We start from the raw sequence: 13,879 nt of genomic DNA on the forward strand, positions 1-13,879 counted from the left end.
AATAAAAAAATAAAAAAATTGTAAAAAAATTACCTAGCCTTGAGCATGTACAACACCTGTATCTAAAAAATCATTAATATTCTTGAAAAACTCTTTTGGAATTTCTCCTATTAAGTTTTTGTAGTCTTTTATAAAGTGTGATTGGTCAAAATAGCCAGCATCTAAAGCAACTTGTGTGAAGTTTTTATTTCTATTCATTGCATACTTTTTATCTATAGAGTGCCTAAATCGCAATATTTTTTTATGCTGTGTTGGTGTTCGTCCTAAATATTTTTTAAAATGAAAAATAAATGACTTCACTGTAAGATTGTTTTTTTTTGTAAATTCTTTGACTGTAAATGTTGGATCCTGAATTTCTTCCACCGCTTCTTTTAAAAAGGCATGTTCAAAAGTATTCAGTTTTGAAAGCATATAAGATTCTAACTGTTCAACCAGTGTAGTTTTGTCATTCAAACTTAGCATCTTTATTGCAGTTTCTTCAAAATCGGGAAATGGTATAAACGGTGTAAAACAATCAACGCTGTTTCCAACGGGCACTTCGTTATTTAAAAATGCATATATTCCAAGAGGTTTGAATGAAATGGTAATTTCGTAATAGAATCCTTCATAACTCAAGCGCTTTGGTGTGTTGAGATTATGATTAAAATAAACTAGTACTGTATTATTAGGATCGTGCTTAAGTTTAAAATAGTTAGCATTTACTTTTATCAGTTTAGCAGTTTTCGAGAAACTAATACCCGTATTAACATGAGGAAAGACAATAATATCTACATCTTTTTCATGATGTTCTTTTTGAAGTATATGAATACAGTCAATGTAGTTTTTAAGCAAATCATTTTTCGGAGGAATAGAAATAATTTTCATTATTGTCAAGAGTTTATATTGTTACATACGTACATATTTTTTAACAGTCGTTACTAAAAAACATAAAACCTATTTTTTTAACTAACTGTAAATGTGTGCAAAACAAGAATATTTTGAATTTAAAGTAATTAGTACGGTAAATCATTTTTATCATTTCTTCATTTTATTGTTGCGGGCTTCCAAAGTGGTCCTACAGCCAATAACAAAACTAAAATGTTACATAAAGCGTTTGAAGCATTTCCAGAAGTTATAGAGCCTGTACTATCCAATACAAACCAAGCAAGCAAACCGACGAGTACTGATTTCCGAACTCCCTCAGGCGCACTATCATATACCCACTTTTGCAAGCACCAAATACAAACTCCCCAACCAAAAAGAAAACCGCCTGTTAGCGCAGAAAGAAATCGTGTTGTTGCTGCGCCATACTCTTGTTGCCCGTCTAATGGCCAACTCAGAAGATCTAGTGACCATCGTGCGGGTTCGGAAGTTGCAAGCATGGTTCCTAAGAAAAATATAGGCCCAAAAGAGCCTACAACTATGGCGGTAAATTTTAAATATTTTTTATGAAATTTTGTCGTCATTAGTATATCATTTAAAAAACTGACCTTTTTCTATTTACAGTGCATTAGAGATGGTGTTATTTTTTAGAAATTGCACTCTGTCTTCAAAGTTGTGTTGTTCAATTGATGTTTCAACTTTTAAAAACAATTCCATTAATTCCTTTGAGTGATTTGTTCTTTTTAAATTTTTAATGTCGAAATACACAAATTTAACCCAGTAGATTGCTTTTAATTGACTTTGACCAGCATTCCACATCGTCATTTCAACATGTAAAGTGCTTTCAGTACAATTAAATATCTGAGATTCAATAACAATATCTTCCATTAAAAATACTGGCTTTAGATAAGCTATTTGGTTGCTAGCAACTACCCAATTATTTTTAGAAACTATAAAGTTTTTATATACATCAAGATGATAATATTGAAGCACTTGATCTTCACGAGCATTCATAAAATAATCTAAATACTTGGAGTTGTTAAGATGATTGAATGGATCGCAGTCTTGAAATCGTATCTTTGCACTACTTTTAAGGATTTTTTTCATACAGTTATTTTAACGACTCGTTCGTTATATTTTTACCTAATAAAATTCTGTGAACATTCGCATCATTCTTATAAATTAGGTGTAAAATGTATGGCGCCAAAAACATGATGCCGCCAACAAAAGCAAGCATTCCCAATACAATCCCCAAACTTGAAAATTTTTGGCGCCAAGAAGTCCATAATGCTGTCAGTAGTAAATAACTTAGAAAGTCAATATTAAACTGTCCTCGCCACGTAACATTTAAGATATCTTCAAAGAAAACTGAAAATAAATTCCAGCCGTTATGCAGTCCAGTGTATATTGTATATGTATAAACAGCCATGGCAATGACAATGACTAGTATTCTAAATAATTTCATGTAAACGTGTCAGTTGTGTTGTTTTATTTATGATTTAAAACTACAACTAAACTGAACAATATTATAGACACTAGTGTACAATGGACTATGGTTTATAGCCATTTTGAATACTCTTAACCATCGCTTTAAGCTCTTTTGTATATGTATCGAGCCATTCAAATGTTAAGGTTTTTTCTGTAATTTGAAGGTAAAAATTTTCTAAACTTAAATTCAATACTAACATTGCCGAAGCAGAGTTGTCTTTTAAGTCTAGCATTTCTGACCAAATGCCAATAATGACTTCTGCTGACATTTCATTTATTTTTTCAAAACAATCTTTATAGATGCTAACTTCTCTGTGAATTCTTAACTGTCTACTAAATAATAAATCTTCTTTAAACTCTATAAGCACATGAAGCATTTCTGGGTTTACATTTTTGCACTGTCTTTCTTTTTCAATAACAATTGAAGCTCTTTCAAGATGATAGTTTAATAATGCTTCTATATAAATTTCTTTATCAGAAAAAAAGTGATAAAATGAAGATTTACTTTTTCCCATCAATTTAGAAATCGTCTGAACTTTAATTCCGTTGGGACCTTTCTGAGAAAAAATTGTATATCCTATTTGAATCCATTGAAGTACATTTTTATCCATCGTATGAGTGTTTTTGATTATCTTTTTTAGCAATTATTTTATATAAAAAAATAAACTACATCCAATTGTACACATGTGTCTAAAATTGACGAGGTATTTGCGTTAACTTTACTACTATTATTCTTTTGAATTATAAAAAATTATGTCTGATTTTAAGATTCGAATACAAAATAGAGCATCTATAATAGGGCTTATACTGAGTGAAGCACAATTAGAATTCTTGAATACTATTGTCGTAAAAAGCATCCAAAATGGTAGCTCTGAATTTGATGCGCTTGACAAATTATTTGACTATTTAAAGCGTAATTCTACAACATTAATGGAAGAAAGTAAGATTAAAATCGCCCGAAATTAACTCTTTCTTCTCTTCACTTACTTTTACTTTCAAATGAAGTAAATCATTTTCTCAATTTGACTTTACTCGACTGTAAACCTACTAAATTTTAATTTTAAAAAAAAGGTAGGGGTTTTTATAGAGTTGTTGTCTTAGGGTAAAAGTCAAAATATAAATCTATAAATTTTTAAATGTTATGAAAACAAAATTGACCATCCTAAAATTAGCAGTGGTATTGTTAATCTTCGGTGCATGTACTAGCGATGACGCAGCTACAATTCCTGATGAAACACAAGTGGAAACGCAAGCGAGTGCGACCATTACGCAGACTATAGAATTACTTCGCGAAAATCTAAATGATGATGGTACTATAAGCCAAAATGTATTGAGTTCTTGTTTCGAATTCGTTTATCCGCTAAATATATCATTCAATGATAATACTATTGTAGCAATTACAAACTTTGATGATTTGGTAGCTATAGCTTTAAACTCTTCAAGTTCATTATACATTGATGGCATAGAGTTTCCTTTTCAAGTTGAAACATTTGATTTTGCTACAAACTCTGTTGTTGTCATTGATATCACAACTGAAGTTGAATTTTCAAACTTAATTGATGACTGTGGCTTTACAGACAGTAATGATCAAAGCGGTGATGACGGAACACAAAGTAGTGACGATGGAACACAAAGTGGTGACGATGGAACACAAAGCGGTGACGATGGAACACAAAGCGGTGACGATGGAACACAAACTGGTGACGATGGAACACAAAGCGGTGATGATGGAACACAAACTGGTGATGATGGAACACAAAGCGGTGGGCAAAACCAGCAGTCAAGAGTAACGGATTGTGTAACATTTAATTACCCAGTTTATATCAATCAAATACAAATCAACAATGATAATGATTTAAATGCTGCTTTAAACGATCCAAATGTAACATACGATAGTATTTTATATCCTTTTGATATCATTACTGATACTGGGGCAATAACGATTTATAACACTGCTGAATTACAAGCACTTATTGACAATTGCGACAACTAGAAAAATGTAAAATAGATAGTATGTTGTGATGATTATATATCTATATTATTATGAATGATTTACATGCAGTGTTTACTAAACTTGACACTATATTGGAATATGTAAAAATCATTCAATGCTTTTCATGAAAGAGAAAAATCCGAAAGTCAGTAGTTGGTTGAATAACAATTGGTTTTCCATACTTTCACTCTATTTATTTTGCTAATTAAAAACACCTCAAAGCATCTTTGCTGTAAGGTGTTTTTTTTATAGTTTGGTCTACCAACTAATTCTAAACATTAAATTAGGTGTAAAACCCAAAGAAAATCTATCAATTTCCCTAATTGGTGTTGATAAATCGTTATTTCCTGTAAATTCTTTGCTAATTAAAATGTTTGTATTTAAAATATTTCGAATAGAAATACCTAATTTCCCTTTGAGTTTTTTATTTTTTTCGAAATTAAAAGTATACGTTGAAGAAAAGTCTAACCGTTGATAATTTGCCAATCTTCCTGTATTGATACCATCTATAAATTGAATATTTCCTTGATCATCCAAACTCGATTTTGTGAATGGTTTTCCAGTTCTCCATTGCCAACCAATTGCATGCATAAATTTATTTGATTTAGATTTTAATAATAGAGAACCTGATAATGCATGATTAATTTCTGTACTTGACCTAAAGTATTGATTGTTATTAAGATTCTCATATTTGCTCTTGGAATCACTGTAAGCATAACTTAACCAAGCTTCTAATTGATTTAATTTCTTCTTTAAAAAAACTTCCACACCTTTTATGTATTGATTTCCAATATTAAAGTTTGGCATATTTGGGTTTAAAAAACCAAGTGATAATGCTGTAATATTATCAATAGATTTATAATAAGAATCTACATCAAAGGTCAATCCGTTTTTAGCATATAAAAAACCTAAAGATACCTGAGCGCTAGAAATAATAGGAACATTTTCGGTGTTAGACAAACGCCAAATCGTATTTTCAAGTGAAAAATTGCTGAAAACAGTTTCATTTACTTCGCTAATTATTTGATTCTTTAGTTCACCTGTAAGCTGTATATTCAAATTTTTCATAATTGGTTTTAGAATCACAATTCTTGGTGCAAGTTTTACAGTATGTAATTCAGGAAAGTAGCTACCTCTAAGTCCTAGAGATATATTCCATGAATCTATTTTTCGATAATTAAATTTTCCAAAAAGAGCATGAGTAGAACGTTCGGAAGCATCTGAATCTAATATAAAAGACAAATCGGAAGTATTTAGAAAAGCATATTTAGCATCCTTTAGTGCATATTGATAACCAAAAGTAATTTTTCTATTTGGTGATAATTCAAATTGAAATTCAGTTGTCATACCTGAATCAAGTATAGTGTTCCGCTTTATAAAATCAGAAACTTGCACTTCATTCTCCGATGTGATAAAGTTGTAATCAAATGCATAGTTTGAATAATGTGCTGTAGTTTCCTGTTGAATATTTTCAGTATAAATTTTGTTCCAAGTTAACGAAACCCCATAATTAGAAGAAGTGAGTCTATCTGTAAAACTAACATTAGAATCATCTTCATGTAAAATATAATTTAAAGAATTATTGATTGTAATTGCGCTAAAGTGAAGTGTATTTTTGTTATTGGGTTTGTAATTAATTTTTAAAGTCGCATCTGAAAAACTGAATTGATTGTCTGCATTGGTTACAGTACTAATTCGTGTATTTTGAAAAACCTTATTACTCAATTGTTTGTAGGTAAACGATTGATGCAAATCAAATAAACTCCTCCTAAATGACGTTTGAAAGCTTAATGTATCTTTAATGATTGGAATTTTTAACATTGCGTCCCAGTTAATACCATTAATTCCAGCAGCAGCTTCAAATTCGTTTTGGATAGAAGTATTCGATTTCATTTCAATGATACTAGAAACACGTTCACCATACTTAGGATCTGTTCCTTTTGCAATCAACGAAACACGTTCGGTAATATGAGGGTTGAATTGAGAAATCATTCCAAAAAGATGCCCTTTATGATAAATATTGATTCCGTCCCAGAGAATTTGATTTTGATCAAAATTTCCTCCTCTAATATTCATGCCAGAAGCGGTTTCATTAAGGCTTACAACACCAGGAAATTGCTGCAAACTTTCCAAAACATCTGGTTCTACTACACCTGGTAATGTTTGCAATTTATTTGGATTTATTTGAAAACTACCATCTTTATTTTTGGAAATGCCTCTTGATAAGTAACTTGTTATTAACACCTTGTCTAATTGTTGAATGTTATTTAAGTTCTCTTGGGTATCTTTAGTTTTAATAATGATATAACGAACGTTGATGCGCTCGAATAAAAGGTTTGTTTGTGATTCAATTTCTATTAAAACTTCTTCTAATGTACGCTCTCTTGAATCTAAAGAAATTTTTATAGAAGAATCTATTAGATTTTCCGAATAGGAAAAACGCACTTTATATTTTTTTTCTATAATAACTATTGCTTCTTTAAAAGGCTGCTGATTGAATTTCACATTAGCACTCACCTTTTCTTGTGAAAAAGTTATAAATGGTAATAAAAAAAAGAAGCAACTAATAATTAATCTCATCAATGCATATAAAGTTCTATTTTACCTTTATTTTTTTCAGAATATTTTATATTAAATGCTTGAAAAACGCTCTGTAATGCCAGTCTTTTATTTGTATGTGTAAAACTGCCAGTAAAAATTAAAGTATCATCTATATTAATTTTATCAATAGTAATATTGTATTGACTTTCTAGATCCAACAATACGTATCTTAAGGGGACACTGTTATACCTACTCTCATTTTGAAACCAAGCTGGGGCTAATATGTCATGTGGTAGTTGTTGGACTTTTAATAAATTTCCATCTATTTTTTGAATACTTTGTAGAGCTGTTAGAATTTTAGATTCATTTCCATAACTTACTTTTACTTTTCCCTCATAGCAGGTCACTTCTAGGAAATCTTGTCGTGTTTTTACATTAAATTTTGTTCCTAAAACATTAACAGTTCCATTAGTTGTTTTTACGGTAAATTGACTTCCGTTTTTTACCTCAAAATACGCTTCTCCTTCAAGTGACAATTCTCTATTATGTTTCCAATCTTTTTCCTCGTATATCAATGTAGAATTCGCATTTACAATTACCTGAGAACCATCGAGCAACACCACATTTTCTTGCTGTGCAATGGCCGCATTTATGACAATTGTATCATTTTGAAATATGATATATAAAGAAAAACATAGAATAATGGAAGCTGCGATAGCAACATATCGTAATAGTGGTAATTTCTTCACTTTCTTTTGATTAATTTGAGCTTTTATTTTTAAAAAACTATTATCAATAGGTGTATTTAATAATTCATACACAGAAATACCATCTCTAATTTTCACATAAGAAGCATAAGCTTCTGGTGAAACTTTTTCTTTAAACTCTTCATCAGACATACTTTTATCTAGCCATTTTGCCAAATAATATTCGTCTCTTTCATTTTCTTTTGTACCGTTCATAATACGTCATTTATTAATAAGACACCATCCAATCATAAATCCCTACTTTTATTTAATATCACCTATTTCTTTTCGTATTGACTTCATTGCTAAATGTATACGCTTCTCAACAGCTTTAACGCTTATGTTTAGTATGACTGCAATTTCTTTATACTTTTTTTTTTCAATTCTACTCAATAAAAATACTTCTTTTTGTTTTTCTGACAATCCAGCTATGGCATTCTCAATTTTGACCAAAAATTCTTTTTCTATCATAATAAATTCAGGAGATTCATTGGTGGTATTTTTTTTGAATCGAGATTGATGCTTTTCAAAAACCTTCCTCTTTTTTTGTTTGTTTATAAAGATATTGGTGGCAACGGTGTAGAGATAACTTTTCACCTTAAAATAATTAACATTTTTACAATTCTCCCATAATTTCAAAAAAGTATCTTGTAAAATATCTTCAGCAGCTTGAATTTCATACGTCTTCAAAAATATAAAGCGTCTTAAGTCTTTTGCGTATGTTTGATATAACTTTTCAAAAGTTGTATCATTACATATCTTTTCTGATTCGTTTTCCATAAATTTGAATATCGTAAACGATTCAAAACTACTTAAAAATAAAAAAAGTTTCAACGTAGGGTTTTTTCAATCTCAATTGTCATAGGGAAGAATAAAAGTAGAGTTATATCATTTTACATCCTTAAATAGTATGCGTTTTTTAAAAAATATAGTCTTACAATTTTTCTCAATTTCATTTCTTTTTTTGTCTTGTACAAACGATGACGTGTTGGTTACACCAATTGAAACATCGCTAAGTCCAAGCATAACAGAAACAGTAGATGTTTTGAAACCACTACTTAATGCTGACGGAACTATTGACGTTTCTTTAAATCCTAATTTGCATATATTATTTGATTTTGGATATACATTTCAATATCCTATTGAACTTGCTTTTAACAACAATGTAATTGTGACTGTTCAAGATTTCTCTGATTTAATGACCATTACAACTAGTACGACACCAAACCTGTTTATCAATTCCATTTCGTTTCCTTTTAGTGTAAAATATCTTGATGTTCAATCAAAAAAAATTGAACTGCTTTCCATTCAAAATGAAACAGCATTTGCTCAATTTTTAGACACCATTAATTTTGGTTCGCAAAACACTTGTAACTGCGATCAAACATACGTGCCAATTTGTGTCGAAATTGAAAACGAAATTGGGACATTCTTTATAGAATCATTTCTTAATAGTTGTGAAGCTCAATGCGAAGGGTTTTCAGAAAATGATGCGCTTCAAAACTGCTCGTATTCATATCATCCATCTGTTATTGATACTTGTTTTGAATTTAATTTTCCTGTTACGCTCAGTAATTCGAATAATGAAATAATTACTGTAGACTCTGAAGAAGCACTGCACCTTACTTTGTATACTGAATATGAATATGAATTTTCGTTTCCATTAACAGTGACACAATTAGAAACTTCAACTGAGATTATTATCCATACCAGTGAAGACTTTGGCTCCTTATTGAGCTCGTGTATCAATAACAATATAACGACTCCTATTACAGATTGTATCACATTTAATTATCCTATTCAACTCGTAGCTCCCCAACAAGCAACTATAGAAGTAAATACCGATGAAGAACTCAATAATGCTTTGGACGATTCTAACATTTTTTATGATTTTGTATATCCCTTTGAAATAATTGAAAATCAACTAATCGTAACTGTAAATAGCGAAACAGAACTCAATACTATTCTTGCAGATTGTAATTGAAAAATCCTTGAAATGATCATCATCAATAGACCATCACTAAAAGCCTCAATGTTGGTTTATTTCATGATTATTTTATTTTTTCAAAACATCTTTAATATCATCCAATTTTTTAAACATTGCATTTGCAAACGGACATAACGGAAGAATTTTTAGATTAGCGGCACGCATCTTTTCCACAATAGCATATAATAGTTTTTTGCCAACACCTTTTCCTTTATAATTTGGGTCAACTTCGGTATGATCAATAATGATAAAATCGCCTTGCGGAATGGAATACGTCATTACTCCAGCTTTTTCTCCGTTTTCGGTTACAATTGCAAACCCTTTGTTTAGTTGTTCTTTAATTTCTATTTCCATAATATAATTGAAATTTACTATTTTTTTAAAATCGTATTTCTGTTGTAAATACAAAATGATATAATGTAGCATCTAGATTACTTTCTTGTAAAAATGAACTGGGTAAAATAATATTTGATTCCAATTCAACACTAATAAAAGGAGAAACCTCAAGATTGGCAATTGTACCAAATTGATGTCCAATAAAGCGTTGGTTATTTTCAGAAGGATAGTCTAAAATTAAGGCTGGATTGTAAATTCCATCATTCGTTGCAAATCGCCAAAAAGTGACGTAATCAGCTTCAAGTGTCAGTTTCCCTAGTGTAAGGTTGGCATACGGATGAATGTCTATTAAGTTTGAAGGACCAAAACGTGCTACTCTTCCAAAATACGCGCCTCTTGGATATAAAGCATCAAATGTTTGCAAGGTTGCATCACTTGCGTCAGAATCGCCACTAATAGCTTCTGTTTTTATACCTAGCGTAATAGGTTTTTCTCCTATTGTAAATTCTTTTTCTACATTAAAAGAAATCGTCCAAGCAGTAATATTTTGATCTCCAAAAGTTCCTAATTGATAGACAAATTCGTTGTTATAATTGAAACCTTTCCAGGTTCCAAAATGACGCATCCCTAGGGAAATTCTATTGTCATCTGCCGTTCCTAGATTCCATGTTTTTTGTGCTTCTTCTTTGTAAAGAATATACACATCTGTATTGGTCGTTTGTGTCCAATTTTGTGTCCAATACAAGGCTGACAATGTTTCATTTGTTTCTAAAAAATCATTGTCAAAAACACCTGCTTTTTGTTGCACTGGAACGGCATAAAACCCTGTGATTCCCGTAGTTTTGTTTTTGAATTGTAGTTGCACCATATCAAATGATAAACGCACATTTGGTCCTTCGCGAATGTCTATCAATCTACCGCTTCCCAAACGCATATTTTGCCTTCCAATAAGTAGATTCCAGTTTTTGTGAAATTGATAGCGAGCAAATAATTGATTGACGCTTAATTCATCTTTATCTACAGGAACAATTGCTTCTTTGCTTGTAATTAAACTGGAATTGAGTTCTGAAAATAATTCAAAAGTATTGCCAATTTTTAAGTGTGCATGCAACATGGCACGATTGAGAAACCAAAAATCATTTTGTTCCGATTTTTTTTCAAATTGTTCATGAATGAACGCTTCTGTCTGAAATCTATAACTTCCTCCAAAACTAAGTGTTGTATTGCTTCCCAACGATAGTTTTTTTAGGTTTTGATATGTATTTTGAGGCTCTTCTATATGAATTGCATCATATTGGCGCAATAGTGTAAAGTTTACTATTGGTGGTGTTGACACTTCAACTTGCCCAGAGACCGATTCCGCGAAAGCGATATATACACATACAATGATATACAAACAACGCATAGGTTTACAATTTTTGAATTAATATCATTTGCTTGTAAATCAAAACTTTATCAGATTTTAAGAATGTATAAAGGATTTTTTTGACTACGTATAAATAGTTACTGTTTTATAAATTGCAAATCAATAACTAATCGGATGGTGTCACTAACCACAATACTTCCTGCTTCTGTGACTGCACTCCATGTAAGACCAAAATCTTTTCTATTGATTTTCCCAGTTATTTCAAAGCCTGCTTTTGTTTGTCCGTAAGGATCAACAGCAATACCATTGAAATCTACAGCTAGTTCGATTTCTTTAGTTACGTCTTTAATTGTTAAATCGCCAATCATGCTATTTCCATCATACGATATAGACTTGAATGTCATTTCTGGATATGTTGTTGCATTGAAAAAATCTTCAGACTTTAAATGCCCATCTCGATCTTTGTTTTTGGTATTAATAGAGTCAATCTGTGCCGTAAAGCTGAAATCTGCATTAATAAATTGTGAATTGTCTGTTTCTACAATTGCATTGAAATTTTCAAAATGTCCTGTAACTGTTGAAATCATCATGTGTTTTACTTTAAAACTGATTTCTGAATGTGCTGCATCAATGTTCCATGCTGTTTTTACTTGTGTTTCCATTTTTGTGTAATATTTAAAATTAATTTTTGATTTGTTTTTAGTTTGTTTTTAGTTTGATTTATTGGTTTTGATAACCACCATAGTATTTTACAGGTGACCAATCTGGAATCACTTCTGGTAAAGAAGGATTCAAAGCTTTATATTCTTGAGCGCCATAAACTACATTCCCATCTACAACAGTTAAGACAGATTTTATATCGTTTATTTTAGCTACTGGTACGGTGAAATAATCGTCTGATAGTATGGCGAAGTCAGCAAACATGCCATTTTCTAAGGTGCCTTTTACGGTTTCTTCGTTAGAAATCCATGCGCTACCTTTTGTGTATAAATGCAAGGCTTCTTCTCTTGAGAGTTGGTTTGTTGTTTCAGCCAATTGAAAGTCACCAACAGTTTTTCCTGTAATTAACCAATATAAGGCTGGCCAAGGATTGTAACTTGCCACACGTGTTCCGTCGGTTCCTGCACCAACTGGCAATCCGGCATCTATCATTTTACGAACTGGCGGTGCCTGTTTTGCTTTGTCTGCACCGTAACGTTCTACGAAAAATTCTCCTGCATACGCCATTCTCGCTTGTATTGCAATTCCGCCATTAAGTGCTTTGATGCGTTGCAATTCTTTTTCTTTTACGGTTTCTGCATGATCAAATAGCCAACGCTTGGAAGCTAGTTTTCCATTGGTTTCATTGTTTACTTCTTCAATGACGTCTAACATATTCGCGATGGTTTCGCCGTATGTAGCATGAATTCTAAATGGCCAACCACTATCAACATGTAATCGGATGACTTTTTTAAGATCTTCTCTCCACGTTGGCCTGTTTTCAAGTAGTGGTTGTGGTGCTAAAAAGTTTTCGAAATCTCCTGCGCTCCACGCAAGGAACTCTCCACCACCTTCAAGTTCATATCCATGATCTAAGTGAATTTCTCCATTGTGACCAACCTTATTGTTAGCAATCCAGTTTTGAAATTCTTCGTATTCATTTCCTTTGTTTTGTGGAAATAAATAGTACGATAATCGTATGGGCATTTCTCCTTTATCGGCTAAAACTTTTGTTCCAGCGTAATCCTTTGGAAATTTGTGTCCGCCGCCGCCAGCGTCAATTCCGCTTGTAATTCCGAAACTGTTTAACTCTCTGTAGAATTGCTTCGTGCTGTTCACCATTTCAGCTTCTGTTAACGGTGGCAATGCACCAATGCGCGCATATAGTATGGTAGGGTTTGGCTCTGCGAGTAAAACTCCTGTAAGCTTACCATCTGCGCCTTTTTCAAAACTACTTCCATCTGGAGCTTTTGTAGTTTCGTTAATATTTAAAGCTGCTAAACCTGCTTTGTTGAGCCATGCTCTGCTGTATAGAAAAAGTACATACGTTGGTACATTTCCTGTTGCTTCGTTAATTTCTTCAGGTGTTGGAAAACGTTTTTCTTCAAATTGAAAAGGACTCCATCCACCAATGACTCTTACCCATTGTCCTTTAGGCGTCCGTGCTGCTTGTTCTTTTAGCATTTGCAATGCACGTTTTAAGCTTTTTACACCATCCCAACGTAATTCTGCATTGAAAAATCTTCCGCCTCTTGTTAAGTGTAAATGTGAGTCATTTAGCCCAGGAATGATTGTTTTTCCTTCGGCATTAATTGTTTTTGTATTATCTGATGCAAAGACAAGAATTTCTTCATTAGTTCCTGTTTTCAATATTTTTCCATCCTTAACAGCAATGGCTTCGGTAATTGTTCTTTTTCCATCCATTACTGCTACTTTTGCATTGGTTATAATGAGATCAGCAGATGCTGTATTTTTCTTTTTGACATCTTCACATGCTATCAAAGCGAGAGTTAAGAAAATAATATATATTAACTTTTTCATTTGGAAAGTTTTTAAAAAGTGCCCATTTTTCTATGAGCACT

General features: G+C 31.8%; 15 protein-coding genes. 3 read left to right on the forward strand and 12 right to left on the reverse strand.

Translation table 11 applies throughout. The annotated features are described in order from the left end of the window. Window positions 1-33: 33 nt before the first annotated feature. The 5 genes from Q0845_RS15260 to Q0845_RS15280 form a co-directional block, all read right to left on the reverse strand. The gene (locus tag Q0845_RS15260; protein WP_298514891.1) at window positions 34-864 is read right to left on the reverse strand and encodes an AraC family transcriptional regulator; all 831 of its coding nucleotides are present in this window, start codon (window positions 862-864) and stop codon (window positions 34-36) included. Window positions 865-1,022: 158 nt separating this feature from the next. Beyond that, window positions 1,023-1,445: a hypothetical protein gene (locus Q0845_RS15265; RefSeq protein ID WP_298514894.1), complete on the reverse strand. Its 423-nt coding sequence runs from the start codon at window positions 1,443-1,445 to the stop codon at window positions 1,023-1,025. A 34-nt stretch (window positions 1,446-1,479) separates the two neighbouring features. After that, window positions 1,480-1,968, reverse strand: a complete 489-nt coding sequence (locus Q0845_RS15270; protein WP_298514897.1) for a thioesterase family protein — start codon at window positions 1,966-1,968, stop codon at window positions 1,480-1,482. Window positions 1,969-1,972: 4 nt separating this feature from the next. After that, the gene (locus tag Q0845_RS15275; protein ID WP_298514899.1) at window positions 1,973-2,326 is read right to left on the reverse strand and encodes a hypothetical protein; all 354 of its coding nucleotides are present in this window, start codon (window positions 2,324-2,326) and stop codon (window positions 1,973-1,975) included. A gap of 85 nt (window positions 2,327-2,411) precedes the next feature. Further along, window positions 2,412-2,960: a TetR/AcrR family transcriptional regulator gene (locus Q0845_RS15280; protein WP_298514902.1), complete on the reverse strand. Its 549-nt coding sequence runs from the start codon at window positions 2,958-2,960 to the stop codon at window positions 2,412-2,414. Between the two features lie 142 nt (window positions 2,961-3,102). Between Q0845_RS15280 and Q0845_RS15285 the strand changes: the two genes are divergently transcribed. Together Q0845_RS15285 and Q0845_RS15290 are read left to right on the forward strand one after the other, a co-directional pair. Continuing rightward, window positions 3,103-3,315 carry a hypothetical protein gene (locus tag Q0845_RS15285; RefSeq protein WP_298514905.1) on the forward strand — a complete coding sequence of 71 codons (213 nt, stop codon included), beginning with the start codon at window positions 3,103-3,105 and terminating at the stop codon, window positions 3,313-3,315. Between the two features lie 175 nt (window positions 3,316-3,490). After that, window positions 3,491-4,342 (forward strand): hypothetical protein, encoded by an 852-nt coding sequence (locus Q0845_RS15290; protein ID WP_298514908.1) that lies wholly within the window; start codon window positions 3,491-3,493, stop codon window positions 4,340-4,342. Window positions 4,343-4,600: 258 nt separating this feature from the next. Here Q0845_RS15290 and Q0845_RS15295 read toward each other — a convergent pair whose 3' ends face one another. From Q0845_RS15295 to Q0845_RS15305, 3 genes are read right to left on the reverse strand one after another with little or no spacing between them, the layout of a single operon-like run. Then, window positions 4,601-6,922, reverse strand: a complete 2,322-nt coding sequence (locus Q0845_RS15295) for a TonB-dependent receptor (protein WP_298514911.1) — start codon at window positions 6,920-6,922, stop codon at window positions 4,601-4,603. After that, window positions 6,922-7,845, reverse strand: coding sequence for a FecR family protein (locus tag Q0845_RS15300; protein ID WP_298514914.1), 924 nt, complete (start codon window positions 7,843-7,845; stop codon window positions 6,922-6,924). Before Q0845_RS15300 ends, Q0845_RS15295 begins: the two co-directional genes overlap by 1 nt. A gap of 48 nt (window positions 7,846-7,893) precedes the next feature. Then, on the reverse strand, window positions 7,894-8,409 hold the full coding sequence (locus Q0845_RS15305; protein ID WP_298514917.1) for a sigma-70 family RNA polymerase sigma factor: 516 nt from the start codon (window positions 8,407-8,409) through the stop codon (window positions 7,894-7,896). Window positions 8,410-8,674: 265 nt separating this feature from the next. Here Q0845_RS15305 and Q0845_RS15310 point away from each other — a divergent pair, with 265 nt between their 5' ends. Continuing rightward, window positions 8,675-9,613, forward strand: coding sequence for a hypothetical protein (locus Q0845_RS15310; RefSeq protein ID WP_298514920.1), 939 nt, complete (start codon window positions 8,675-8,677; stop codon window positions 9,611-9,613). A 72-nt stretch (window positions 9,614-9,685) separates the two neighbouring features. Here the strand turns inward: Q0845_RS15310 and Q0845_RS15315 are convergent, their stop codons facing one another. The 4 genes from Q0845_RS15315 to Q0845_RS15330 form a co-directional block, all read right to left on the reverse strand. Continuing rightward, on the reverse strand, window positions 9,686-9,970 hold the full coding sequence (locus Q0845_RS15315) for a GNAT family N-acetyltransferase (protein ID WP_367180673.1): 285 nt from the start codon (window positions 9,968-9,970) through the stop codon (window positions 9,686-9,688). A 25-nt stretch (window positions 9,971-9,995) separates the two neighbouring features. Beyond that, window positions 9,996-11,357, reverse strand: coding sequence for an alginate export family protein (locus tag Q0845_RS15320; RefSeq protein WP_298514925.1), 1,362 nt, complete (start codon window positions 11,355-11,357; stop codon window positions 9,996-9,998). Window positions 11,358-11,455: 98 nt separating this feature from the next. Continuing rightward, window positions 11,456-11,980 carry a YceI family protein gene (locus Q0845_RS15325; protein ID WP_298514928.1) on the reverse strand — a complete coding sequence of 175 codons (525 nt, stop codon included), beginning with the start codon at window positions 11,978-11,980 and terminating at the stop codon, window positions 11,456-11,458. Between the two features lie 58 nt (window positions 11,981-12,038). Next, window positions 12,039-13,838 (reverse strand): amidohydrolase, encoded by a 1,800-nt coding sequence (locus Q0845_RS15330; RefSeq protein ID WP_298514930.1) that lies wholly within the window; start codon window positions 13,836-13,838, stop codon window positions 12,039-12,041. Between the last annotated feature and the right edge of the window lie 41 nt (window positions 13,839-13,879).

Source organism: uncultured Kordia sp., assembly GCF_947489565.1.
In the GTDB taxonomy this organism is placed as follows: domain Bacteria; phylum Bacteroidota; class Bacteroidia; order Flavobacteriales; family Flavobacteriaceae; genus Kordia.